The following is a 24,732-nucleotide window of genomic DNA, read 5'->3' on the forward strand; positions in this document are numbered from 1 at the left end:
CGCGAGGCGGGGCATCGAAGCGGTCGCGCGCTCTCGGTCCGGTGACCCCACGCTATTTACCGGCGGTTGACGTCACAACCCCAGCCCACCCCTATCCACCCCGGTAACGGGCCGTGCCCGGACGGCTTTACCGCGTGGTCGCCACGCGAAAGGCGGGCAAGGTGATGGCCGTCACGATGATGCCGCGGTCCGAGAGCCAACGGCCCGTGAACGCATTCACCGGCAGGCCGTCGGGACCGGGCCGCGGACGCAGAATTCGGGCCCTGAACGTGCCCTGCGGCCGGCCGGCCGGGCCGACCTCGTGGCGGAAGGAGATGTCGGCGTCGTCGAAATCCAGCTCCGTGCCCATCAGCGGAAACCAGGTCTTGTATACGGCTTCTTTGGCGCTGAACAGCAGCCGGTCCCGGCGCAGCTGTTCCCAGTAGCCCCCCGAGCGCGCCCAGGCCAGCTCGCGCGGCAGCGCGATCGACTCCAATACCCCTTCGGGCAGGGGCAGATCGGGCTCCGCGTCGATTCCGATCATCGCCAGGTCGGTGTCCCGTGCGAGGACGGCGGCCCGGTAGTTGGTGCAGTGGGTCATGCTGCCGACCACGCCGTCGGGCCACTGGGGCACATTGCGCACCCCGGGCAGTACCGGAGCCGACGGCAGCCCCAGTGCGGCGAGGGCGCGCCGCGCGCACGCCCGTACGGTGGCGAACTCCTCGCGGCGCAGATCCGTCGTCAGGGCGACCAGCGCCGCCTCCTCCGGGTAGAGCAGCGCCGATCCGTCCGGCCCGAAGGCCTCGCTCGCGACCGCTCCTTCGGGGAGCAGTTCCTCGATCACGTCCGTGTCTCCTGCGGTTCGGTCCCGGCGGCGGTCTCCGGCTCCGGGGTGTACGGCAGGATCTGCCGCAGCAGTCCCTTGGGATGGCCGCGCCGGCGCCACTCGCGCGGATAGCCGATCGACACCTCCTCGAACCGCACCCCGTCGTACCAGGTGGTCCTGGGAATGTGCAGGTGCCCGTACACCACGGCGGCCGTGGTGAACCTGCGGTGCCAGTCGGCGGTCAGCACCGTGCCGCACCACTGCGCGAACTCCGGGTGCCACAGCACGTCCGTGGGCTCGCGCACCAGCGGGAAGTGGTTGACCAGCACCAGCGGCACCGACGGATCGTGCGCCACCAGCCGCCGCCGGGTCGCGGCGACGCGGGCCCGGCACCAGTCGTCACGGGTCCGGTACGGGTCGGGGTGGAGCAGGTACTCGTCCGTGCACACCACACCCGCCTCGTGCGCCCGGGCCAGCGACTCCTCCTTGGTCGAGGTGCCCGCCACCCGGAACGTGTAGTCGTACAGCAGGAACAGCGGGGCGACCGCGACCGGGCCTCCGGGGCCCTCCCACACCGGCCACGGGTCCTCGGGCGTGACCACGCCCAGCCCCCGGCACATCTCCACCAGGTACCGGTAGCGCTCCTCGCCGCGCAGCTGCACCGTGTCCTCGCGCGGGGTCCACAGCTCGTGGTTGCCCGGCGCCCACACGACCTTGGCGAACCGCCCGGCCAGCAGGCGCAGCGCCCACTCGATGTCCTCGGTCAGCTCGCCGACGTCCCCGGCCACGATCAGCCAGTCGTCCTTGTGGGACGGGCGCAGCGACTCGGTGATGGGCCGGTTGTCGGCCATCCCGATGTGCAGATCGCTCACCGCGAGCAGCCGGGGGCCGGCCTCCCGGGCCGGGGCGGGGGCGGGCGCGGCCGCCGTGAGGGGGTCAGGCGGTATGTGCGACATCGATATCCAAACTGACCGGAAGGTCCTGTCGGTGCGTGATGTTGATCTTCCGGTAGACCCGGGTCAGATGCTGCTCGACCGTGCTGACGGTGATGAAGAGCTTGGCCCCGATCTCCCGGTTCGTGTAACCGTGGGCCGCCAGCGCCGCCACCTTGCGCTCCGCGTCCGTCAGCGACGACACCGCGGCGGACGGGGGGCGCGCGGCATCGGCCGGAGCGGCGGGGCGCGGCTGTGCGGCGGGCGGCGAGGGCTGGCTCGGCTGCAGGGAGCGGTACAGCTCCCGGGCGCCGCAGCCCTTGGCGATCCGCCACGCCCTACGGGTGTGCACCTTGCCCTGGGCCGGGTCGCCGAGCTGCTTGTACGCCTGCCCGAGATCGGTCAGCGCGCGGGCCAGCTCGTACCAGTCGCTGTCCTCCTGGAGCAGCGCGACCGCCTGCGCGAGCAGCGCCGGACGCTCGCGGAGCGGCCGGGCCGCCGCGAGCACCCGCAGCGCGTGTCCGCGCACCCGCTGCCCGGCGTCCCCGGCGAGCTGTTCCCTGGCGAAACGTTCCGCCTGTTCGCGGCTGCCCAGCGCCAGCCAGGCTTCGGCGACGCCGACCCGCCAGGGCACCAGCGTCGACCGGTCCATGCCCCAGCGGCGCATCAGCTCGCCGCAGGCCGTGAAGTCGGTCAGCGCCGCGTGATGGCGTCCGGTGGCCAGCTGGTGCCGGCCGCGCGCGTACAGATAGTGCAGCCCGTAGCGCGTCGTGAGCATCTCCTCGGGCACCGGGCGGTCCACCAGCTCCGCCGCCGCCTCGTGATCGCCCATCGCCGTCCGCGCCTCGATGAGGGCCGACAGCGGCATCCCGATGCCCACGCCCCAGCCGTGCGGCGGCAGTTGGTCCAGCGCCATCTCCGCCAGCCGCCTGGTCTCCGCCAGATGGCCCCGGCGCAGGGACATGTGCGCGCGCAGCGCCCGCAGCACCGCGGTCCACCCCGGTGCCTTGCGGTCCGCCGCCTCCACGAGTAGCCGGTCGGCCCACAGCGTCGCCGTGGCCAGCCGGTCCGCGTAGAAGAGCGTCAGCAGGCACGCGCGCAGCCCGAGGTGGGTCTCCTCCGTCAGCCGCGTGGCGGCCAGCGTCCGCTCGGCGCTCTCGGCGAAGTCCTCCGTAGCCGCGTCCGTGTCGGCGTCCGAGTCCCGCGCCCCCTCGCCGCCGCACAGCACGCCGTGCAGCACCCTCGCCGGGGTCAGGGGGCTCTCCTCAAGCGCCGACGGACGCTCGCCCCCGCCGTGTGCCGGGGCCGGTCCGCCGTCCCCCATGTGTTCGAGCAGCGTCGGATACGTGCAGGCCAGGGCGAGCCGCAGGGTCCCCAGCTCGGTGGCGAGCCGGGCGTCGGGCGACCGGTGCAGTACGCCGACGACCTGGCGGATCGCGGCGGCCGCGTCGTCCATCCAGCCGTTCCACAGCAGGTCGTAGACCAGCCGCACCGTGTCGACGGGCGGCAGCAGGCCGTTGCGTACGGCCCCCAGCAGCGAACGCAGCTGCTGCGGCCACGCGGACGGCTGGACCCGCCAGATGAACTTGGCCAGATCCGCCCGCAGCAGCAACCGCTCGGTCTCGTCACGGCAGCAGCTCTCCGCCATCCGCAGACAGCGCACCGCGAACCCCACCCGTTGCATGGCCAGCGCCGCACGCGCGGCCTCGCTCAGCACCCGCGGCACCCACTCCTCGTCGGGAGCGCGCATCTCATGGCTGAGCAGCTGGGCCGCGACGATCAACGGCGCAGCCCCGTCCTCGTACAGCAGCACGGCCGCCCGCTGGCGCAGCCGCGTCGCCGCGTCATCGGTCAGGCTCTCCACCACCGCGGTCTGCACGCTGCCGTGCCGGAACCTGCCCTTCTCCAGGACCCCCGCCTCGTGGAGGGCGGTGACCACCTGCTCCGCGGTCCACTCCTCGACCTCCACGAGCCGGGCGAGCAGCGACATCGATCCGACGCCGCCCAGCAGGGCGATGCCCTGGGCCACCCGCAGACCGTCGGATCCCGTGCGGTGCACACAGATCAGTGCACTCTGCAGGAACTGTTCGCCCGCGTGGGGCGGCCCGCCGAAGACGTCCTCGACCCCGGCCGACGCGGGGCCCGCACCGGGCGCGTCCCGCTTGCCGTCGAGGGGGACGTCGACGTCGAGGTCCGTGTCCGCGGCGATGTCGACATCGATGTCGAGGTCGATGTCGATGCCGAGGCGGGTGCCCGCGCCGCCGTCGTCCTCGATGCCCTCGACGTCCGCGGCGTCCAGCGGGTCCACCGCGCTCATCGGGGTCACGGAGAACCGGCCGTCCACGACGGCCGACGGGCGCGGGTGGTCCTTGGCGTCCGGGCCGCCCGCCGAAAGCCGCTGCCGGCTGAGGTGGTCCTCGATGAGCCCGTGGACGAGCAGGGGGTTGCCGCCGGTCGCCGCGTGGACGGAGGCGGCCAGCGGAGCGCGCCGTGAGGCGTGGGCGGCGGGCTTCTTCGGGCCGGCCTCCAGGGCCCGGGCCGCGAGCAGCCGGGCGACGCCGTCGACGCTGAGCGGACTCAGCCGGACGTGCACCCCCCGCAGCTGGTACAGCAGTTCCTCCAGGATGACCGGCGGCGTGCCGCCCACGTCCGGGCCGCGGGTCACCATCAGCGACATCATCGCGCCCGAGGCGGGCGCCCGGAGCAGCGCGTGGGCGAGGCAGTACAGCGACTGCGGGTCGGCGTACTGCACGTCGTCGACGACGATCAGTACGGGCCCCCGCGCGCGGACCTCGGCGAGCTGGAGGTGGAAGGCCATGAGGATCTCGGCGGGGACCGGCTCCGACGTCGGCCGCGGCGCCGAGTCCAGCGTCGCGTCCGGGCCGGCCGACGGGTGGAGCGGCAGCCGGTCTGAGACGGCCTGCGCGTCGCGCACCAGCTGCTCCACCACGCCGAACGGCATCGCCTGTTCCGCCGGTGAGGTGACCGCGGTGAGGACGTGTGGCCCCGCCCCGGCCGTCAGCTCCAGTACGTGTTGGAGGAGCGCCGTCTTCCCCGATGCCACAGGCCCGTCGATCACGGCGATTCGGCCGGTCCCGGCGGCATTTCCGGCCACCGTGCCGGATACGGCGCCGGATACGAAGGTGGTCAGCCTTCCGGTCTGTTCATCTCGCTCCACCAACACAGCTGCAAAAGCCTTCCCCATGAGATGTGAAGTGGCGCACGTTGTATGCCATTCCTGCACCATGGACACTCTCCCCGTTCCTGCGCGCACGGGAAGAGCTGTCAACGCCTAAGGGGCGCACGAGGATTCCTGCGCTCACCACAGGTCGGACGACACCCCAGTTCTTCCCGTTCGGCGGGTCCGTTCGAACTGTACCCCCGTCCCGCCGGTCGATTGTGCCCGTGCCATTGCAGGATCGCGTCAAAGTGCTTCGTGAGTAACTCGGCCGAATGAACAGTTGGTTGCCGCGTGTCATCGATCGCGGCTGGTCACGAACCCGGCGCTCCGGCCGGGAAAAGGAACCTCAGGAAAACCTCAGAGAAATCCGGCCGGTCCCCCAACTCGCCGCCCTGCCGCACGGCGGCGAGATGCGGCGCGGATCACGTGAAGTTCCGCAATCGGCCGCGGAAGTATGTCAGCTGCGCGTCGGCGGACTTCTAGGGGTGGTCGCGCGAAGACTAGGGGTAGGTGATGGTGGAGAACTCATTGCGCCACTCGTTTGAATGGCCTGATGTGAGCCTTCGAGGCCCATTGGACCGCAGAGCCGCCCGCATCGCCGGGCCAGGGTGGAGATGGCGCATGACGACGACCGTCATCGGGAAAGTGGCCGAGCTGTACGCCGTTCGTGAGGAGGCGGTGCGTGGGCCCAGCGACCGGGCGACGGAGGCGCAGCATGCCAAGGGCAAGCTGACCGCCCGTGAACGGATCGGGCTCTTGGTGGACGAGGGATCGTTCAGGGAGGTCGAGCAGCTGCGCAGGCACCGGGCCAGTGGTTTCGGTCTGGAGGCGAAGAGGCCCTACACGGATGGTGTGATCACCGGTTGGGGCACGGTCGAGGGCCGGACGGTCTTCGTCTACGCGCACGACTTCCGGATCTTCGGCGGGGCGCTGGGCGAGGCCCACGCGACGAAGATCCACAAGATCATGGACATGGCGATCGCTGCGGGTGCTCCGCTGGTGTCGCTGAACGACGGCGCGGGGGCCCGTATCCAGGAGGGCGTCTCGGCGCTGGCCGGATATGGCGGCATCTTCCAGCGCAACACCAAGGCCTCGGGGGTCATCCCGCAGATCTCGGTGATGCTCGGCCCGTGCGCGGGCGGCGCGGCCTACAGCCCCGCCCTGACGGACTTCGTCTTCATGGTCCGTGAGACCTCGCAGATGTTCATCACCGGTCCGGACGTGGTCAAGGCCGTCACCGGCGAGGAGATCACGCAGAACGGGCTCGGCGGCGCGGACGTGCACGCCGGGACCTCGGGCGTCGCGCACTTCGCGTACGACGACGAGGAGACCTGCATAGCCGAGGTCCGCTATCTGCTGGCGATGCTCCCCTCCAACAACCGGGAGAACCCGCCCGCCGTCCACGCCGAGGACCCGGCCGACCGGCGCTCCGACGCCCTGCTGGAACTCGTACCGGTGGACGGGAACCGCCCGTACGACATGCACCAGGTCATCGAGGAGCTCGTCGACGACGGCGACCACCTGGAGATCCACGAGGGCTGGGCCCGCAACATCATCTGCACGCTGGCCCGGCTGGACGGCCAGGTGGTCGGCATCGTCGCCAACCAGCCGCAGTACCTGGCCGGCGTGCTGGACATCGGGGCATCGGAGAAGGCCGCACGCTTCGTGCAGATGTGCGACGCCTTCAACATCCCGATCGTGACGCTGCTCGACGTACCCGGCTTCCTGCCGGGCGTGGACCAGGAGCACGGTGGAATCATCCGGCACGGCGCGAAGCTGCTGTACGCGTACTGCAACGCGACCGTGCCGCGGATCTCGCTGATCCTGCGCAAGGCGTACGGCGGCGCCTACATCGTCATGGACTCGCAGTCCATCGGCGCCGACCTCACCTACGCCTGGCCGACCAACGAGATCGCCGTGATGGGCGCCGAGGGCGCCGCCAACGTGATCTTCCGCAGGCAGATCGCGGAGGCCGACGACCCCGAGGCGATGCGCGCGCGCATGGTCAAGGAGTACAAGACCGAGCTGATGCACCCGTACTACGCGGCCGAACGCGGCCTGGTCGACGACGTCATCGACCCCGCCGAGACCCGCGAGGTGCTGATCGCCTCCCTCGCCATGCTCCGTACGAAGCACGCGGACCTGCCGTCGCGCAAGCACGGCAACCCCCCGCAGTGACCCGCCGAGTCCGCTCGCGCCCCCACGTGTCCGACCCGCCCGAGCGGGTCCGGCGCCCCTGATCGCCCCCGATCGCCCCCCGTGGTCCGGCCCGGACGCCGGGCCGCCGTATCCATGGAAAGGCACTGATCGCACCATGACCGCGCACCCCAACGGAGTGACCCCGCCGCTGCCGCCGACGGAGACCGACAGGACGCTGCACTTCGCGGGTCCCGCGACGTTCGGCCGCATCCCGCGGATCGACCAGGTGGAGAAGGCGGACATCGCCGTGGTCGGCGTGCCTTTCGACAGCGGCGTCACCTACCGGCCGGGCGCCCGCTTCGGCGGCAACGCCATCCGGGAGGCCTCCCGCACCCTGCGCCCCTACAACCCGGCGCAGAACGTCTACCCGTTCCACTTCAGCCAGGTCGCGGACGCCGGCGACATCAGCGCCAACCCCTTCGACCTGAACGACGCGGTGGAGACGATCGAGGCGGCGGCCGACGACCTGATCTCCAGCGGCGCCCGGCTGATGACCCTGGGCGGCGACCACACCATCGCCCTGCCGATGCTGCGGGCCGTGGCGAAGAAGCACGGTCCCCTCGCCGTCCTGCACTTCGACGCCCATCTGGACACCTGGGACGACTACTTCGGGCAGCAGTACACCCACGGCATGCCGTTCCGTCGCGCCGTGGAGGAGGGCATCCTCGACACCTCCGCCCTCTCCCACGTCGGCACGCGCGGCCCGATCTACGGCAAGAAGGATCTCGACGAGGACGAGAAGCTGGGCTTCGGCATCGTCACCTCGGCCGATGTGATGCGGCGCGGGGTGGACGAGGTGGCCCAGCAGTTGCGCGAGCGCGTCGGCGACCGTCCCCTCTACATCTCCATCGACATCGACGTCCTGGACCCGGCGCACGCCCCGGGCACCGGCACTCCGGAGGCGGGCGGCCTCACCTCCCGCGAGCTGCTGGAGATCCTGCGGGGGCTCGCCGACTGCCACCTGGTCTCCGCCGACATCGTGGAGGTCGCGCCGGCCTACGACCACGCCGACATCACCTCGGTGGCCGCGTCCCACGCGGCCTATGAGCTGATCACCATCATGTCCAAGCAGATAGCCCCGGTCCGCTGGGGCGCGACGCAGTAAACCACCGTCGTTCCAGAAGCAGAACCAGAAGCAGAACCAGAGCCCGGCACCGCGCACTGCGGTGCCGGGCTCCGTCGTACGCGCACACGCGCACGCGCACGGCGGGGTACCCGATCGGCTACACCGCCCGGAGGCGCCGATGCGGTGCGCCGTTCCAGCGGGCCGAACGTACTCACACCCGGCCTTTCCGCGCGAACAGAATGGGAACCGAGCCCGGACCAGTGGATCGCTGTCCGGGAGCAGGAATGGAAAGGGAGGGTTTTGTGACCCCGCAGGACCATTGGTGGAGCGCAAGCCACAGTTATGTCTCGGACATCCTCTCGGTGTTCGCGGCCGCGCCGGACAGCCCCGCCGTGAATTGGCGAGGCGAAACCTCCACCGGCGGCGAAATGATTCGCTCGGTGACCGATGCGTTCCACGCACTGCACGACAGTGGAGTCCGCGCGGGCGATGTCGTGGCCGTTCTGGTGGCGCCCAACAGCCCGGAAATGCTCACGGCTCGGTATGCGGCGCATCTGCTCGGCGGCGCGGTGTGCTACCTGCGGTCCACCAACCCGGGCACCAGCGAGGTGACCCTTCCGCTGGACCAGCAGGTCCAGATCCTGCGGGACACCGCGGCCGTGACCGTCTACACGGACGCCGAGAACGCCCCGCGCGCCGCCGAACTCGCCGAGGGCGCCGGGGGACTGCCCGTGACGCGCGTGACGGGCGATGCCGGCGAGAAGGACCGTACGGGCGATGCTCCGCGCACCGCACCCTGGGACCCGGACGCACTGGCCCTCATCACCTTCACCAGCGGCAGCACCGGACGGCCGAAGGGCATCCGGCTGGCGGGCCGGGCGTACAACGGCCTGGTCCAGGGCATGGTGGCCGCCGGTGGCGAAGCCGCGGGATTCAAGCTCCTGGTGACCACGCCGCTCAGCCACACCGTCGGCAGCATGGCGGACACCGCCCTGGCGCTGGGCGGCGTCGTCCACCTGCACGAGAACTTCAACGCCGAGCAGTTCGTGAACGCGGTGGCCGACGAGGGCATCATCTGGACCTTCATGGCGACGGTCCACCTGTTCCAGCTGCTCGACCACCTGGAGGGGCGCGGGCTGAAGGACGTCGAGGAAGGGCGCCTGGCCTCGCTGCAGCGGCTCATCTACAGCGGCAGCGCGGCGGCTCCGGCCAGGATCGCCCAGGCCGTGAAGGCCTTCGGTCTCATCATGGTGCAGGCGTACGGCACGGGGGAGACCGGCCGGCTCACCACGCTCTTCCCCCACGAGCACCTGGACCCGTGGCTCTCGACCACGGTCGGGCGGCCCTTTCCCGATGTGGAGGTCGTCGTCGGCGACCAGGAATCGGGGGCGCCGCTCGCCACCGGCGAGGTGGGTGAAGTCCGCGTGCGCTCCCCGTACACGATGGACGGCTACACCGGGGACCCGGCGGCGTCCGCGAAGGTCCTGCGGGACGGCTGGTACCACACCGGCGACATCGGCTACACCGACGAGCACGGCTATCTGCACCTCCTGGGCCGGGTGGCCGACGTGGTCAAGGTCAACGGCGTCAAGGTCCACCCGACGGTCGTCGAACGCGAACTCATCTCGCTCGCGGGCGTCCGGCACGCCGCGGTGTACGGCGTGCGGGACCAAGGCGGCGGCGAGCACCTGCACGCCACGATCGTCTGCGACCCGGCGGTGCCGGTGGAGACCGACGCCATTCGCGCGCACCTCGCCCAGTCCCTCTCCGGGCTGCACGTGCCCGAAAAGATCAGCGTCGTCGACGATCTGCCGCTGAACGACAACGGAAAGCCCGACAAGGTGCGACTGCAGCTGCTAGGCGCCTGATCAAAGCGTCCAAGCTTTCCGTTTTCCCTCCCTCTTGTTCTGATTCTCCGCATTGAGAAGGTAAGTCTCATGAACCTGCACCTGGATTCGTATTCGACCGGCGTGACCGCCAAGGAACTTTCCGAGCGGCGGCGTGAATTCCTGGAGATCGGGCGCCGCTCCGGAAGCTTCCCCAGCGCCAGCGCCCGCCAGGACGGCGTGGACTCCCAGATCAACGTCTGGTGCAGCAACGACTACCTCGGGATGGGGCAGAACCCCCATGTCATCGAGGCGATGAAGAAGGTCATCGACACCCACGGCGTGGGCTCCGGCGGCTCGCGGAACATCGGTGGCACCAACCACTACCACGTGCTGCTCGAACAGGAGCTGGCGGACCTCCACGGCAAGGAGGCGGCGCTCCTCTTCACCTCCGGCTACACGGCCAACGACGGCGCCCTGAGCGTCCTGGCCGGGACGCCGAAGGACACGATCGTCTTCTCCGACGAGAAGAACCACGCGTCGATCATCGACGGGCTGCGGCACAGCGGCGCGCAGAAGCACATCTTCCGCCACAACGACGTCGCTCACCTGGAAGAACTGCTCGCGGCCGCCCCCGCCGACCGTCCGAAGCTGATCGTCCTCGAGTCGGTCTACTCGATGTCGGGCGACATCGCGCCGCTGGCCGAGTTCGCCGAGCTGGCGCGCCGGTACGACGCCACCACGTACATCGACGAGGTGCACGCGGTCGGCATGTACGGCCCGCAGGGCGCGGGCATCGCCGCCCGCGAGGGCATAGCCGACCAGTTCACCGTCGTGATGGGCACGCTCGCCAAGGGCTACGGCACCGTCGGCGGCTACATCGCCGGTCCCGCCGCCCTCGTCGACGCCGTGCGCACCCTGTCGCGCGCGTTCGTCTTCACCACCTCGCTGCCGCCGGCCGTCGCGGCGGGGGCGCTGGAGGCGGTGCGCTACCTCCGGTCCTCCGACATCGAGCGCAAGACCCTGGCGGAGAACGCCCAGTTGCTGCACCGGCTGCTCGACGAGGCCGACATCCCGTTCATCTCGGCGGACTCGCACATCGTCTCCGCCTTCATCGGGGACGACGAGACCTGCAAGCAGGCGTCGCGGCTGCTCTTCGAGCGGCACGGGATCTACGTCCAGGCCATCAACGCCCCCAGCGTGCGCCTCGGTGAGGAGATCCTGCGGATCGCGCCGTCCACGGTGCACGAGCGCGCGGACGTCGAGAACTTCGCCGAGGCCCTCCGCGGGATCTGGAAAGAGCTGAACATCCCGACGGCCACCGACAGGAACTGGCTTTCGTGACCCGGTCGGTGGCCGCCGTCCTCGCAGAGTCCGCGGCGCGGCGGCCATCCCACACCGCCCTGGTGTGCGGGACGGAGCGGATCTCGTACGCGCGTCTGTGGGACCGGGCCCGCCGGTACGCCGCCGCGCTGCGCGGCCAGGGCATCGGTCCCGACGACAAGGTCGCGCTGCTGATGCCGAACACGCCGGAGTTCGCGGCGCTGTACTTCGCGATCCTCGCCCTCGGCGCCGTCGTCGTCCCGGTCCACACTCTGCTGAAGCCCGCGGAGATCTCCCACCTCCTGCGGGACTCGGGAGCGCGGGCCCTCGTATGGGCGGGGACGCTCCCGCAGGAGACCGCGCGGGACGCCGAGGCGGCCGGGGCCCTGCTCCTGACCGTGGGGGAGGCCCCGCACGGTTCCGTCCTCCTCGACGACGGCGCCGAGCCCATCGACACGTATGCCGAGCGGGGGACGGACGACCTCGCGCTGGTGCTGTACACCTCCGGTACGACGGGCAGGACGAAGGGGGCGATGCTCACGCACGGCAACGTCGCGACGAACATCGCCGTGACCGCCGTGTCCCCCTTCGCCTTCGGCGAGGACGACGTGCTGCTCGGCGCGCTGCCGCTGTCGCACACCTTCGGCCAGATCTGCGGGATGGCCGTCACCTTCCACGCCGGCGCGACGCTGGTGGTCATGGAGCGCTTCGAGGCGCACGACGCCCTGCGGCTGATGCGCGAGCACGGCTGCACGGTCTTCATGGGCGTGCCGACCATGTACCACGCACTGCTCGAAGCGATCGCGGCCGGAGCCCCGGCGCCGCGCCTCACCCGCGTGTACAGCGGCGGGTCGGCCCTTCCGGTGCCGGTGCTCGACCGGGTGCGGGCCGCGTTCGGCTGCGAGGTGTACGAGGGGTACGGGCTCACCGAGACCTCGCCCTGCGTGGCATACAACCAGCCGGGCATCCCCTGCAAGCCGGGCACGGTGGGGCTGCCCATCGAAGGCGTACGGGTCGCCATCGCCGACGCGGAGGTGGAAGGGCGCATCAGGCTGCTGAAGCAGGGCGACATAGGCGAGATCGTCGTGCGCGGGCACAACGTGATGGCGGGCTATCTCGGCCGGCTGCGGGAGACCGCCGAGGTGCTGGTCGACGGCTGGTTCCGGACCGGGGACATGGGCGTGCAGGACGAGGACGGCTATCTGTCCATCGTCGACCGGAAGAAGGACATGATCGTCCGCGGTGGGTACAACGTCTACCCCCGTGAGGTGGAGGACGTACTGCTGGGTCATCCCGCCGTGGCCGCCGCCTCCGTGGTCGGCGTGCCGAGCGCGAGGCACGGCGAGGAGGTGTGCGCCGTGGTCCGGGTGAAGCCCGGTCAGCGTGCGAGCGGGATGCTCGCGGACGAGATCGTGGCCTGGAGCAAGGTGCACATGGCGGCCTACAAGTACCCGCGCCGCGTCGAGTTCGTGGAGAGCTTCCCGCTGGGATCGAGCGGCAAGGTCCTCAAGCGGGAGCTGGCACACCGCTACGCGTGACGCCGTCGCGGGGGCGGGTCCTGTGGACCCGCCCCCGCCGCGGCCGACCCTCTTGACAACTGCCGTTAGGGGGGCGCGCGCGGAGATTAGGGGTGGTCGGCGGTGACGGGGCCTTCTCCCGGCCGATTGAATGACTCGGTGTGGGCCTTCGGCGCCCACGGAACCGCCGTCGCAGGGTGCCTGCGCAATGCCGCAGGGAAGTGAGGTAGCGTGCCGACCCGCACTCTTGAGGAAGACACAGAGATAGTCCTGGTCATCCGCGACGACATGCGGCGCTATGGCGTCGAGGGAATGTTCCGTTCGCTGGACACCCCCCTCGAAGCGCGGTCCTACGCGGATTTCGATGATCTCGCCCCGTTCTCCGGAGGCCAGTTGGTCATCCTCTCCAGCGATGACGTGGGTCCCCTCTCCGCCGAGACCGCCGAAAGCCTCCGGACGCATGAGATGCGCGTGCTGATCCTGGTCGACTCGGCCGCCGCTCCGGTCGAGCAGTCCTGGGCCGATCAGGCGTGCGGCTTCCTGGACTGGGCGGATCTGCGCCCCGACACCTTGCACGACGCGATCTCCGATGTGGCGGCCGGGCGCTTCTACGCGTCGGAGACCTTGGCGCGGCGATCGGTGACGGCGGCGGAGCAGACGGATGGCGGTGCGGCTCCGGCGCGAGCCCCGATCGCGCTGACGGCACGTGAACTCCAGGTCCTGCGCCTGATCGCGGGAGGTCTGAGCAATCGGCAGATCGCCCGGTCGCTGAACATCTCCGAACACGGTGTCAAACGCCTGGTCGGCATCGTCCTGGCCAAGCTCAACTGCCCGAACCGCACGCTGGCCGTGGTGCGCGCCATCGACGCGGGTCTCCTCACCTTGTGACGTACCCCCTGTGCTCATGCACCCATGCAACCCGATGTCCGTGACATCGCGCCCATGACGTCCCTGGCCTGTGGATAACGTTATCCACAGGGGTTTCGCGATCCGTGGGCCCACGGGACCGTCGAGCCATGACGAAGAATCAGGAATCACGCGACCCGTCCGGTACCCGGCCCCGCAAGGCGGCGTCCGGCAAGCCCTCCCTCCACCACGCGGCGCCCCCCACGGGGCCGGGCGGCCCCGCGGCGGCCGCCGACTCGCAGATCACCCTGCGCAGCCCGGCCGAACTGGCCGACGCCCTGCCCTACATGCTCGGCTTCCATCCGACCGACTCCCTCGTCATGGTCGCCCTGCACGGCGAGGGAGGCCGCTTCGGCGGCCGGCTGCGGGTCGGCATTCCCACCGACCGGGGGGAATGGGAGGACACCGCCCGCCAGGTCGCCGACTGCCTGGTGCACGGCAGCGAACGGCGCGGCGGCAAGCCCGACGGCATCGTCGTCTTCCTCTGCCAGGATCCGCGCAGCGGGGAGAGCGGGCAGCGGGTGATGACCCGGCTGCGCCCGCTCGCCCAGCGCATCCGGCTCGCCTGCGGAGCGCTGGACGTGCCCGTGCTGGAGGCGCTGTGCCTCTCCGGCGGCCGGTACTGGTCCTACTGCTGCCCCGACGCGCGGTGCTGCCCGGCCGAAGGGACCGCCCTGACCGTGCCCGGCACCTCGGTGATGGCCGCGGCCGCCACCTACGCCGGACTCCGGGTCAGGGGCTCGCTCCAGGAGATCGAGGGCCGCCTGACACCACTGCGCGGACCGCTCGCCTACGAACAGGAGCGGGCCCTGGACCTGGCCGCCACCGCCCTCGTACCGAAGATCCTCGACGGAGCCACCCGGGAGGAAGTGGGCGCGGACACCCTGGAACTCGCCCGGACCCTGATGCGGCGGCTCACCCTCGCCCCGCCCGCCGACGGCGGACCCTGCGCGGAGGACTGGGACGACGCGCTCCTCGGACACGACGAGGCGGCCTCCCTCATCCTCGGCCTCCAGGACCGCGAGATCAGGGACATCGCCGCGGAGTGGATGGAGGACGAGGAAGCCGCCCCGGCGCTGCGTCTGTGGCGCGCCCTCGCCCGGCGCTGCGTCGGCGCCTACGGCGAGCACGCGGCCGCCCCGCTGACCCTGGCGGGCTGGGTGTACTGGTCGATCGGTGACGAGCCGACCGCCCGCATCGCCCTGGGACTGGCCCTGCGGGCCGACGCCGACTACCGCTTCGCCCAACTGCTGCACCACGCCTGCAACGAAGGCATCGACCCGGAGGGGCTGCGGGAGTGCCTGCGCGCGGAGCGGGGACGGCGGGAGCCGCGCCGCGAGCGGGCCGCCGCAGTCACCCGGCCGCCGGGGCGGCGACCCCGGACCACCCGACCCACCCCCCCCGCCCGGCGCCGCACGGCCGGGAGCGAGCAGTGAACCGGCCCCGGGGAGCCGCCCCTCGGGCGCAGCCGCCCCCACGGCCCGTGTCCCGGGCGGGGGTGCGGGCGTTCAGCTGTGGGGTGGCGGGGATCTGGTCGCGCCGCCGCCCTGCGAAACCGACCGGAGTGCAGACAAGGCGACGCATGGTTCACCCCGTTCCCCCCGCCCGACGGCCCGAGCTGCCGCCCGTGCACGGCGCCCTCATCTGCGTCGCCGCGCCCTGTCTCGTCATTTCGCCCGAACACGGCCAGCTGACCGGCCACGGGATCGACGGGATCTACCGTTCCGGCCGCCGGCTGCTGTCGCGCTGCGTCCTGCGGATCGGCGGCCGCGACCCGGTCGCCGTCCAGGGCCGCAGCCTCGGCGCGGACCGCGCCGCCTTCACCGCGACCGTCCGCATCGGGGCGGAGCCGGGGCCGGACCCGGACATCGGCGTGGAGCGGATCCGGCACGCCGACGGCACCGAGCGGATCACCCTGCGCAGCTACACCGCCCGCCGGGTGCGGCTGCCCGTGGAGATCTCGCTCGCCACCGACCTGGCCGAGCTGGCCGCGATCGCCGCCGGGCGCGGCGGGCCCGAACTGCCCGCCGCGGTGCACGCGGGCGGCCTGCGCTGGAGCACCGGCCGGGCCCAGGCCGTCACCACGGCGGAGCCCGCCCCCGACGACGCTCTCGCCGCGACCGGCCTGCTGCGCTGGCAGCTGGAACTGGGCCCGGGGGAGTCGCGCACCATCGAACTGCGCACCTCCCAGGACCGCGGCGCGCGGGCATCGGCCGGGCAGGTCGCCAACCCGCTCGCCCCGGCCCGCGCCGAATGCGACGACCCCCGGGTCGACCCCTGGCTGCGCACCGGTCTCGACGACCTGGGCGCGCTGCTGCTCAGGGATCCCGAGGATCCCTCCGACGCCTACGCGGCGGCCGGCGTCCCGTGGCGGTGCGGGCTGGCTCCCGCCGAATCGCTGTGGGCCGCCCGGATGGCGCTTCCGCTCGGCACCGGACTCGCCGCCGCGACCCTGCGCGTCCTGGCCCGGACACAGGAGACCGGGAGAGGACCCGGGGCCGGGAAGATTCCCGGACCGCTGCGGGGCGCGGGCCCGCAGCTGCCGCCCGGCTGCACCGGCACGGAGGCGACCCTGGCCTTCCCCGTGGTGCTCGCCGAGGCGCGGCGGTGGGGGCTGCCGGAGCCGGAGGTGGAGCGGCTGCTGCCGACGGCGGAGCGCTGTCTGGACTGGCTGCGCGGGGCGTTGTCCGAGGACGGTTTCCTGGCCGACCCCGATCCGGGACCGCGGCGGTGCGAGACCCAGGCCCATGCCCATCGGGCCGCGCTGCTGGGGGCGGATCTGCTGGCCGGGTGCGGTCGGTCCGGCGCCGAGGAGTGGCGCGAATGGGCCGCCGCCCTGCGCGTCCGGTTCGTGGAGGCCTTCTGGCTCGACGGTCCGGACGGCGGACGGCCCGCGGCCGCCCTGCACCCCGACGGGCGGCCCCTGCCGCGGCTGACCGGGGCCGCCGCGCACCTGCTGGACACCGGTCTGCTGGGCGGGGGACGGCTCGCCCCCGGGCTGCTGGACCGGATCCGGACCGAGCAGCTGGCCCGGCTGCTGGGAGCGCCGCCGATGGACTCCGGCTGGGGGCTGCGGAGCATGGCGGTGCGGGAGCCGGGGCACAACCCGTTCGGTCACCACTCGGGCGCCGTGCGGGCGTACGAGAGCGCCGTCGCGGTGGCGGGACTGGCGGGCGCCGGGTTCGAGAAGGAGGCGGTGGGACTGCTGCGGGGCCTCCTCGACGCGGCCGAGCGGTTCGGGTACCGGCTGCCCGAGATGTATGCCGCCGAGCAGCGCACCGCGGGCAGTGCCCCGCTGCCGCACCCGGCGGCCTGCCGCCCCGCGGCGGTGGCGGCCGCCACCGCGATCCATGTGCTGGCCGCTCTCGCCGGGATCCGCCCCGATGCCCCGGCGGGCACCGTGGCGCTGGCTCCGCTGCCCGGTGCGCCGCTGGGGGAGCTGCGGCTCTCCGGTCTGCGGGTGGCGGGCGAACCGTTCGCGGTCCGGGTCAGCAGACTGGGCCTGGGCATGGTGGAGGAGGCCTGCGATGCGCTTCAGCTGGGTGTCTAGTGCTGTGACCGGAAAGGTTCACCGTGTCACGGCGCCCGGCACGGCACCTCTCCCCCAGCTACCGCTGGGAGGTGCCCCCGGCGTTGTCGGACCACGACGGTACGTCCAGTACGAGTCGCGGCCCTCCGCCTTGCGATGCGTCCCCTCGGCCCTTCGGGCCTGGGGAGACCCCAGGGCACCGAACACCGCGACCCGGCAAACCTTTCCGGCCACAGCACTAGGCGGTGTCTGCTGGAAGCGCTGTTTATCGTCAGGCAGACGACTATGATCGCGGCATGTCGCCCTACGACCCGTCGGCCTTTCCGCCCTTCGCCGTCACCGTCGACCTGGTCGTGCTCACCGTGCGCCGCCACGCGCTCTGCGCGCTGGTCGTACGACGGGGTGAGCAGCCGTTCCAGGGCCGGTGGGCGCTGCCCGGCGGCTTCGTCCGCGGGGACGAGGACCTGGCGGCCGCGGCCGCCAGGGAGCTCTCCGAGGAGACCGGGCTGTGCGCCCACGAGCCCGCCGCGACCGGCGACGGGGTGCACGGCGCGCACCTCGAACAGCTCGCCACCTACGGCGATCCGCGGCGGGACCCGCGGATGCGGGTGGTCAGCGTCGCGCACCTGGTGCTGGCACCCGACCTGCCCGCACCCCGGGCCGGAGGGGACGCCAACAGCGCGCGCTGGGCCCCCGTCGACGAGCTGCTCGCCGCCGCCGAGGAGGAGTCCGCGGGGCTCGCCTTCGACCACGCGCGGATCCTGGGGGACGGGGTGGAGCGGGCCCGGTCGAAGATCGAATACTCCTCGCTGGCCACCGCCTTCTGCCCGCCCGAGTTCACCGTCGGAGAGCTGCGCCGGGTGTACGAGGCCGTCTGGGGAGTGGCCCTGGACCCGCGCAACTTCCACCGCAAGGTCACCGGCACCCCGGGGTTCCTGGTCCCCGCCGGGGGGACGACGACCCGTCAGGGCGGGCGCCCCGCACAGTTGTTCAGGGCCGGCGGGGCCACGCTGCTCAACCCGCCGATGCTGCGCCCGGAAGTCTGACGATCCGACACAACGACGGTCCGGTTACCGAGTAAATCGGACATATCGCGCTATCTTGCTCGTGGTACTCACCCTGCCGCACAGTGGTCTCACCCCCCGCGAGAGAAGCGATGCTCCAGGCCATCGGACTCACCAGTGCACCCCGTCGAGACCTCGCCCCCATGGTGGACGACCTCACCTTCGAGGCCCGCCCCGGGCAGGTGACCGCCCTCTTGGGCGCGCCCGGTTCGGGCAAGACCACCGCGCTGCGGCTCATGCTCGAACTCGAACCGGGCCGCGGCGTCACCTACTTCCGCGGTCGCCCCCTGCACCGGATCCCGCATCCGGGGCGCGAGGTCGGCGTCCTGCTCGGCGACGTGCCGGGACACCCCTCGCGCACGGTCCGCGGTCAGCTGAGGATGCTCTGCGCCGCCGCCGGGGTCCCGGCCTCCCGGGCGGACGAGGTGCTCGACGTCGTCGGCATCTCGGGCCTGCGCGACCAGCGGCTCGGCGCGCTCTCGCTCGGCATGGACCGCCGGGTCGGGCTCGCCGCAGCCCTGCTGGCCGATCCCTGCACCCTGCTCCTCGACCAGCCCGCCGCCGGGCTCTCCCCGCGGGAGCGGAACTGGCTGCACGGGCTGCTGCGCGGGCACGCCGACCTCGGCGGGGCCGTGCTCTTCACCACCGACGACGCCAAGGAAGCCGCCCGCAGCGCCGACCGGGTGGTCAGCATCGCCGCGGGCCGCCTCGTGGCCGACCAGGAGGCGGCCGACTTCGCCCGGACCCGGCTGCGCCCCAGGGTTGCCGTCCGGACCCCGCACGCGGCCCGCCTCGCCGACGTCCTGGGCCGCGAGGCCCGGGCGGCCCGGCGCACGGTGGAGATCGTCGAGGAGAGCGGCAGCCGCCTCTCCGTCTACGGCAGCAACTGCGCCGAGGTCGGCGAGGCCGCCTTCCGGCACGGCGTGCTCGTCCACCAGCTGGCCGACGAGACCGGTGACAGCGGCTCCCCGGTGCCACAGGCCCGCACCGCGGCGCCGGGTCCGGCCGAAGAGCGGCAGGGCGCGCGCGCCGAAGCCCGCGTACCGGCCCCCGGCGGGGGTCCGGACGGCCGCGGACGCCGCCCGGGCTCCGCACCGCCTCCGTCACCCGTCCGGCGCGTGGGCGGGCCCCTGCGGCCGCTGCGCTACGAGCTGCGCCGGGTCTTCGGCACCGCCACCCCGCTCCTGACGGCGGCCGTCGTGGTGACGGTCTCCGTGGTCACCGCCCTGCTGCTGGCCCGGTTCGGCGGGACCCCGCAGAACCGGCTGCTCGCGGGCTGGCCCGAGCTGCTGCCGCTGCCCCCGGCCGCCCTCGGCGCGGGACTGCTCGGCGCGCTGGCCTTCGGCGAGGAGTACCGCTACCCCGCGCTCGCCGCCGACCGCGGCACCGTGCCCCGGCGGCTCGGCCTGCTCGTCGCCAAGCTCGGGGTCTGCGGGGCGCTCGCCCTGGTGCTGGGCGCCCTCACGGTCACCGCCGACGCGGCCGCCCTCGGGCTGGTCTTCGATCAGGGCCCGCTGCGGCCCCCGGCGCAGTGGATCGCCCCGGCCGCCGGATGGGCCGGGCTGCTCGTCGGCTGCGCCTGGTCCGGGGTGCTCGCCGCCGGCGTGTTCCGCTCCGCGCTGGCGGGACTGGGCGCGGTGGTCTCCGTACAGGTGCTCGTCGTACCGCTCGTACGCAAGGCGCTCGACGGTCCGTCCGCCTACCCGGCGTCCGGGCTGGCGGGCCGACTGCGCGCCCTGTCCTGGGCGCAGTGGCCCCCGGAAGCCGACCGGCTCGTGCTGGGCGCCCTGCGGGTGATGGCCCAACCTGTCGGCACCGCGCTGGTGTTGTCGCTGTTGGTCCTGTTGTGCGCCTATGGGTTCACCGGACTGCGCGGCAGAGTCCGTTGGTGACCGCTGCGGGGCGCAACTGTGCCCCCGGAAGACCGTTGGAGCCCGCTTCACTCGAACCGGATCGCAACTCCCCGTAAAAGGCCCGGTTCTTTACGATAAGTCGTCAATTGCGTAGGTGGCACCGATCACCCTTTCGTGTGCTTTTCACCAAAGACCTCAAGGGTCGCCGGAGCACGGCCGACAAAGGATTCGTGAGTACCCTTGCGCACACCATGATGACCGCCGCCCGCCACGCCGACACCGGCCTCGCCGGCCCGGGCGAACTCGACCGTTACCCCTACGCGGAGGCCTCCGGCACCGACCGCGTCGGTGCACCCCACTGGGACGGAGCCGACGTCGAGTTGAGCCGGGTGGGCCGCCGCACGGCGGGCAGCCGCGGCCGCGGGCTGCACGGCCAACTCGTCCAGCAACTCGGCCAGATGATCGTCTCCGGCGACCTCGGAGCGGACCGCCCGCTGGTCCCCGAGGAGATCGGCCAGCGCTTCGAGGTCTCCCGCACGGTCGTCCGCGAATCCCTGCGGGTCCTGGAGGCCAAGGGCCTCGTCAGCGCCCGCCCCAACGTCGGCACCCGGGTCCGCCCCGTCGCCGACTGGAACCTGCTCGACCCCGACATCATCGAGTGGCGCGCGTACGGTCCCCAGCGCGACGACCAGCGTCGCGAGCTGAACGAGATGCGCTGGACCATCGAGCCCCTCGCCGCCCGCCTCGCGGCCGGGCACGGCCGCCCGGACATCCAGCAGCGGCTCGCCGACATGGTCGAGATCATGGGCCACGCCCTCGGCCAGGGTGACGCGATCACCTTCGCCCGCGCCGACAACGAGTTCCACGCGCTGCTCATCCAGGTCGCGGGCAACCGGATGCTGGAACACCTCTCGGGCATCGTCTCCTCCGCCCTCCAGGTGTCCGGCAGCCCGATCACCGCCTGCGACCGGCCGAGCGAGACCTGCGTCGCGCACCACGCGCGGATGGTCGAGGCGCTCGCCGCGGGCGACGCCACTGGCGCGGAGGCGGCCATGCGTCAGCTCCTGACGGTCCATCCGGAGGTCGAGCGCGTGGTCCCCGCACCGCGCGAGCACTGACGCGCCGGACGGCGGACGGGCGCGAGCATGGGGTGGACGAGTGTCGCCGGACCCGGTCGGGTCCGGCGACACCGGCGTCCGGGCCGGCCGCGAACTCGGTTACCCGTGACCGAATGACCGGCATGGGAGCACGCGGGATGTGACTCGGGCCACGAAGATTGGGCGTAACGCTCTGCGAGGTCACGCGATGACCTAGGTGATGGCCGACGGAAGGAACACAGCAGCCGTTCCCGGTGCTGTGCAGCTCCCCGGCTGTTCCTCGCGCCGCCGGCCCATCCCCAGTCGGTGGTCGTCGGCTCCGGTTGCAGGACCAGGCCGGGGTCGGAAGCCGTTTCCATCGTTCCGAGAGGTTGTTCGTGTCGGCCAGCACATCCCGTACGCTCCCGCCGGAGATCGCCGAGTCGGATTCCGTGATGGCGCTCATCGAGCGGGGCAAGGCCGAGGGGCAGATCGCCGGCGATGACGTGCGTCGGGCCTTCGAGGCTGACCAGATTCCGCCAACCCAGTGGAAGAATGTTCTGCGCAGCCTCAACCAGATCCTCGAGGAAGAGGGTGTGACGCTGATGGTCAGTGCCGCGGAGTCGCCCAAGCGCCCTCGTAAGAGCGTCGCGGCGAAGAGCCCCGCCAAGCGGACGGCCACGAAGACGGTCACGGCGGCGAAGACGGCGGACGCTCCCGCCGCCACCACGGCCCCGGAGGCCGGGGCGGCGGACCCGGAGCAGGTGGACGCACCGGTGGAAGGAACCGCCGCCGAAGACGTGACCGGGACGGAAGCCGGAACCGAGTCTCCCGCCCCCGCCAAGAAGGCGGCGGCGAAGAAGACCGCGGCGAAGAAGACGGCGGCCAAGAAGACCACCGCCAAGAAGACCGCGGCGAAGAAGACGGCGGCCAAGAAGGACGGCGACGACGCGGGCGAGGACGAGTCCGCCGAGGGCGCTCCCGGCGCCGCCAAGGCCGAGGAAGGCGAAGAGGAGGAGGGCGGCGAGAGCAAGGGCTTCGTGCTCTCCGACGACGAGGACGACGCCCCCGCCCAGCAGGTCGCGGTCGCGGGAGCCACCGCCGACCCGGTCAAGGACTACCTCAAGCAGATCGGCAAGGTCCCCCTCCTCAACGCCGAGCAGGAGGTCGAGCTCGCCAAGCGCATCGAGGCCGGACTCTTCGGCGAGGACAAGCTCGCCAACTCGGACAAGCTCGCGCCCAAGCTCAAGCGCGAGCTGGAGATCATCGCCGAGGACGGCCGCCGCGCCAAGAACCACCTGCTGGAGGCCAACCTCCGCCTCGTGGTCTCCCTGGCCAAGCGCTACACCGGCCGCGGCATGCTCTTCCTGGACCTGATCCAGGAGGGCAACCTGGGTCTGATCCGTGCCGTGGAGAAGTTCGACTACACCAAGGGCTACAAGTTCTCCACCTACGCCACGTGGTGGATCCGGCAGGCGATCACCCGCGCCATGGCCGACCAGGCCCGCACCATCCGCATCCCGGTGCACATGGTCGAAGTGATCAACAAGCTGGCCCGCGTGCAGCGCCAGATGCTCCAGGACCTGGGCCGCGAGCCCACCCCGGAGGAGCTGGCCAAGGAACTCGACATGACCCCCGAGAAGGTCATCGAGGTCCAGAAGTACGGCCGCGAGCCGATCTCCCTGCACACCCCGCTCGGCGAGGACGGCGACAGCGAGTTCGGTGACCTCATCGAGGACTCCGAGGCCGTCGTCCCGGCCGACGCGGTCTCCTTCACGCTCCTGCAGGAACAGCTGCACTCGGTGCTCGACACCCTGAGCGAGCGCGAGGCGGGCGTGGTCTCGATGCGGTTCGGCCTCACCGACGGCCAGCCGAAGACCCTCGACGAGATCGGCAAGGTCTACGGCGTCACGCGTGAGCGGATCCGCCAGATCGAGTCCAAGACGATGTCGAAGCTCCGGCACCCGTCGCGCTCCCAGGTCCTGCGCGACTACCTGGACTAGCCGGCGGGAGCCGTGACGGTGGCCGTGCGGGGGTGCGCGCGGCCACGGGTCATTCCACTCTGGGTGCAGTCGTGTACACACAGAGTCAGGAGGCCCTATGCGTCGTCCCTTTGCCCGTGCTCTGGCAGGTGCGCTGACCCTGGTGGCGGGAGCGGGCGTGGCCCCGCTGGTCCAGGCGCCCCGCGCCCTCGCCGACGGTGTGGTGATCGGCGGGCAGCCCGTGAAGGTGGCGGACAGCCCCTGGGTGGTGGCCCTGGCCAGCCGTGACCGGTTCGGGCGTACCCGGGCCGGGCAGTTCTGCGGGGGAGTGATCGTGGGCCCGGCCAAGGTGCTGACCGCGGCGCACTGCCTGGGCGAGAACGTGCTGGGCGGCCCGGTGGGGTCGGTGCCCGATTTCGTGGTGATCACCGGCCGGACCGAGCTGACGGGCGCCGAGGGCCGGGAGATCCCGGTGCGCGGAGCCCGGGTGAACCCCGCCTACAACCCGGTGACCAATGCCGGGGACCTCGCCGTACTGGAACTGGGCGAGACCGTCCCCGCCGGGTACGTCCTGCCGATGGCCGCCACCGGGCATCCGGGCTACGCCCCCGGTGCGGACGCGACCGTATACGGCTGGGGGGACACGAGCGGTTTCGGTGACTACGCGTACGCGCTGCGGGCTGCGCGGGTGACGGTGCTGGCGGACGAGGAGTGCCGCCGCTCCTACCCCGGGGACGCGGACGGTCAGTACCAGGAGGCGTCCATGGTCTGCGCGGGGGCCCGGGAAGGCGGCAAGGATGCCTGTCAGGGGGACAGTGGGGGGCCTCTGGTGGCCCAGGGCAGGCTCATCGGGCTGGTGTCCTGGGGGCGCGGCTGCGGGCGCGCAGACAGCCCTGGGGTGTACACGCGGATCGCCCCGCTGATCGGCTTCGTCGGGGAGACGGGCCGGCGGGGCTGAGCGCGGGCCGCGTGCGCCGGGAGGCGTCCCGTACGGCCCGTGCCCGGACATGAGGACGGGCGGTCCCCCTGGGTCTCAGGGGTACCGCCCGTTGACCGGCATAAGCCGGTCCTGGCTCGTCGGGATGCGAGGTATAGGCCTGTGTCAGCGGTCCTCGGGGTCGGCCACAGCGGCCGGAGCGGTCGTGAGCCGCTCAGTCTCATCCTGTATTTCCGCGGCGATCTTCTTGAGTTCCGGCTCGAACTTACGCCCGTGGTGGGCGCAGAAGAGCAGTTCACCGCCGCTCAGCAGGACGACGCGCAGGTATGCCTGGGCGCCGCAACGGTCGCATCGATCAGCGGCCGTCAGCGGGGTCGCGGGTGTCAGAACAGTAGTCACGTCGCCTCTTCTCTAGCTCGACGAGCTGTCGTACCAGGGTCAACATCCAACCAGGCCGAAAACGTTCCCGCTCGCGGCTTTTCCTCGAAACTTCCTTCCGAAGCTGGCCGGCTGTTGCCGGTTGGCGGCGAAGGAGC

General features: G+C 72.0%; 17 protein-coding genes. 13 read left to right on the plus strand and 4 right to left on the minus strand.

The annotated features are described in order from the left end of the window. Positions 1–127: 127 nt before the first annotated feature. Genes OHS33_RS27340 through OHS33_RS27350 form a run of 3 tightly spaced genes read right to left on the minus strand, consistent with a single transcriptional unit; the run spans position 128 to position 4,984 of the window. On the minus strand, positions 128–823 hold the full coding sequence (locus OHS33_RS27340) for a 4'-phosphopantetheinyl transferase family protein (protein WP_330333051.1): 696 nt from the start codon (positions 821–823) through the stop codon (positions 128–130). Further along, a complete protein-coding gene (locus tag OHS33_RS27345; RefSeq protein ID WP_443065361.1) occupies positions 820–1,761 on the minus strand; it encodes a metallophosphoesterase family protein in 942 nt (313 codons plus the stop codon). The genes OHS33_RS27340 and OHS33_RS27345 overlap by 4 nt, the downstream gene beginning before the upstream one ends. Continuing rightward, complete coding sequence (locus OHS33_RS27350; RefSeq protein WP_330333052.1) at positions 1,742–4,984, minus strand: helix-turn-helix transcriptional regulator; 3,243 nt, start codon at positions 4,982–4,984, stop codon at positions 1,742–1,744. The genes OHS33_RS27345 and OHS33_RS27350 overlap by 20 nt, the downstream gene beginning before the upstream one ends. A gap of 555 nt (positions 4,985–5,539) precedes the next feature. On the opposite strand from OHS33_RS27350, the gene OHS33_RS27355 reads away from it, so the two are divergent. From OHS33_RS27355 to OHS33_RS27415, 13 genes are all read left to right on the plus strand, one after another. Then, on the plus strand, positions 5,540–7,096 hold the full coding sequence (locus tag OHS33_RS27355) for an acyl-CoA carboxylase subunit beta (RefSeq protein ID WP_330333053.1): 1,557 nt from the start codon (positions 5,540–5,542) through the stop codon (positions 7,094–7,096). Between the two features lie 136 nt (positions 7,097–7,232). Beyond that, a complete protein-coding gene (gene speB / locus OHS33_RS27360) occupies positions 7,233–8,222 on the plus strand; it encodes an agmatinase (protein WP_330333054.1) in 990 nt (329 codons plus the stop codon). A gap of 263 nt (positions 8,223–8,485) precedes the next feature. Further along, entirely contained in the window at positions 8,486–10,051 is a 1,566-nt protein-coding gene (locus OHS33_RS27365; protein WP_330333055.1) for a class I adenylate-forming enzyme family protein, read from the plus strand. A gap of 69 nt (positions 10,052–10,120) precedes the next feature. Then, positions 10,121–11,353 (plus strand): 5-aminolevulinate synthase, encoded by a 1,233-nt coding sequence (gene hemA, locus OHS33_RS27370; protein ID WP_330333056.1) that lies wholly within the window; start codon positions 10,121–10,123, stop codon positions 11,351–11,353. Next, on the plus strand, positions 11,350–12,870 hold the full coding sequence (locus OHS33_RS27375; protein ID WP_330333057.1) for a long-chain-fatty-acid--CoA ligase: 1,521 nt from the start codon (positions 11,350–11,352) through the stop codon (positions 12,868–12,870). Before hemA ends, OHS33_RS27375 begins: the two co-directional genes overlap by 4 nt. Before the next feature lie 210 nt (positions 12,871–13,080). Next, positions 13,081–13,737 carry a helix-turn-helix transcriptional regulator gene (locus OHS33_RS27380; RefSeq protein WP_330333058.1) on the plus strand — a complete coding sequence of 219 codons (657 nt, stop codon included), beginning with the start codon at positions 13,081–13,083 and terminating at the stop codon, positions 13,735–13,737. Between the two features lie 128 nt (positions 13,738–13,865). Next, the gene (locus tag OHS33_RS27385) at positions 13,866–15,191 is read left to right on the plus strand and encodes a DUF4192 domain-containing protein (RefSeq protein WP_330333059.1); all 1,326 of its coding nucleotides are present in this window, start codon (positions 13,866–13,868) and stop codon (positions 15,189–15,191) included. Positions 15,192–15,337: 146 nt separating this feature from the next. Then, positions 15,338–17,305, plus strand: coding sequence for a glycogen debranching N-terminal domain-containing protein (locus OHS33_RS27390; protein WP_330333060.1), 1,968 nt, complete (start codon positions 15,338–15,340; stop codon positions 17,303–17,305). 275 nt (positions 17,306–17,580) lie between these two features. Further along, on the plus strand, positions 17,581–18,330 hold the full coding sequence (locus tag OHS33_RS27395) for an NUDIX hydrolase (protein ID WP_330333061.1): 750 nt from the start codon (positions 17,581–17,583) through the stop codon (positions 18,328–18,330). A 110-nt stretch (positions 18,331–18,440) separates the two neighbouring features. Continuing rightward, positions 18,441–20,240 (plus strand): ABC transporter ATP-binding protein, encoded by a 1,800-nt coding sequence (locus tag OHS33_RS27400; RefSeq protein WP_330333062.1) that lies wholly within the window; start codon positions 18,441–18,443, stop codon positions 20,238–20,240. 137 nt (positions 20,241–20,377) lie between these two features. After that, a complete protein-coding gene (locus tag OHS33_RS27405; RefSeq protein WP_330333063.1) occupies positions 20,378–21,319 on the plus strand; it encodes a FadR/GntR family transcriptional regulator in 942 nt (313 codons plus the stop codon). 356 nt (positions 21,320–21,675) lie between these two features. Further along, positions 21,676–23,280, plus strand: coding sequence for an RNA polymerase sigma factor (locus OHS33_RS27410; RefSeq protein WP_330333064.1), 1,605 nt, complete (start codon positions 21,676–21,678; stop codon positions 23,278–23,280). A 97-nt stretch (positions 23,281–23,377) separates the two neighbouring features. Beyond that, on the plus strand, positions 23,378–24,217 hold the full coding sequence (locus tag OHS33_RS27415) for a S1 family peptidase (RefSeq protein WP_330333065.1): 840 nt from the start codon (positions 23,378–23,380) through the stop codon (positions 24,215–24,217). 144 nt (positions 24,218–24,361) lie between these two features. On the opposite strand, the gene OHS33_RS27420 is transcribed toward OHS33_RS27415, so the two are convergent. Further along, positions 24,362–24,595: a DUF7455 domain-containing protein gene (locus OHS33_RS27420; protein WP_330333066.1), complete on the minus strand. Its 234-nt coding sequence runs from the start codon at positions 24,593–24,595 to the stop codon at positions 24,362–24,364. Positions 24,596–24,732: the final 137 nt, after the last annotated feature.

Origin of the sequence: Streptomyces sp. NBC_00536 (genome assembly GCF_036346295.1) — a bacterium.
Classification (GTDB): domain Bacteria; phylum Actinomycetota; class Actinomycetes; order Streptomycetales; family Streptomycetaceae; genus Streptomyces.

Excerpts from the sequence above, each read along its gene's own strand:
- OHS33_RS27385 (WP_330333059.1), top strand. The coding sequence starts at position 13,866 with ATGACGAAGAATCAGGAATCACGCGACCCGTCCGGTACCCGGCCCCGC.
- speB (WP_330333054.1), top strand. The coding sequence starts at position 7,233 with ATGACCGCGCACCCCAACGGAGTGACCCCGCCGCTGCCGCCGACGGAG.
- hemA (WP_330333056.1), top strand. The coding sequence starts at position 10,121 with ATGAACCTGCACCTGGATTCGTATTCGACCGGCGTGACCGCCAAGGAA.
- OHS33_RS27390 (WP_330333060.1), top strand. The coding sequence starts at position 15,338 with ATGGTTCACCCCGTTCCCCCCGCCCGACGGCCCGAGCTGCCGCCCGTG.
- OHS33_RS27350 (WP_330333052.1), bottom strand. The coding sequence starts at position 4,984 with ATGGTGCAGGAATGGCATACAACGTGCGCCACTTCACATCTCATGGGG.
- OHS33_RS27345 (WP_443065361.1), bottom strand. The coding sequence starts at position 1,761 with ATGTCGCACATACCGCCTGACCCCCTCACGGCGGCCGCGCCCGCCCCC.
- OHS33_RS27395 (WP_330333061.1), top strand. The coding sequence starts at position 17,581 with ATGTCGCCCTACGACCCGTCGGCCTTTCCGCCCTTCGCCGTCACCGTC.
- OHS33_RS27415 (WP_330333065.1), top strand. The coding sequence starts at position 23,378 with ATGCGTCGTCCCTTTGCCCGTGCTCTGGCAGGTGCGCTGACCCTGGTG.
- OHS33_RS27355 (WP_330333053.1), top strand. The coding sequence starts at position 5,540 with ATGACGACGACCGTCATCGGGAAAGTGGCCGAGCTGTACGCCGTTCGT.
- OHS33_RS27400 (WP_330333062.1), top strand. The coding sequence starts at position 18,441 with ATGCTCCAGGCCATCGGACTCACCAGTGCACCCCGTCGAGACCTCGCC.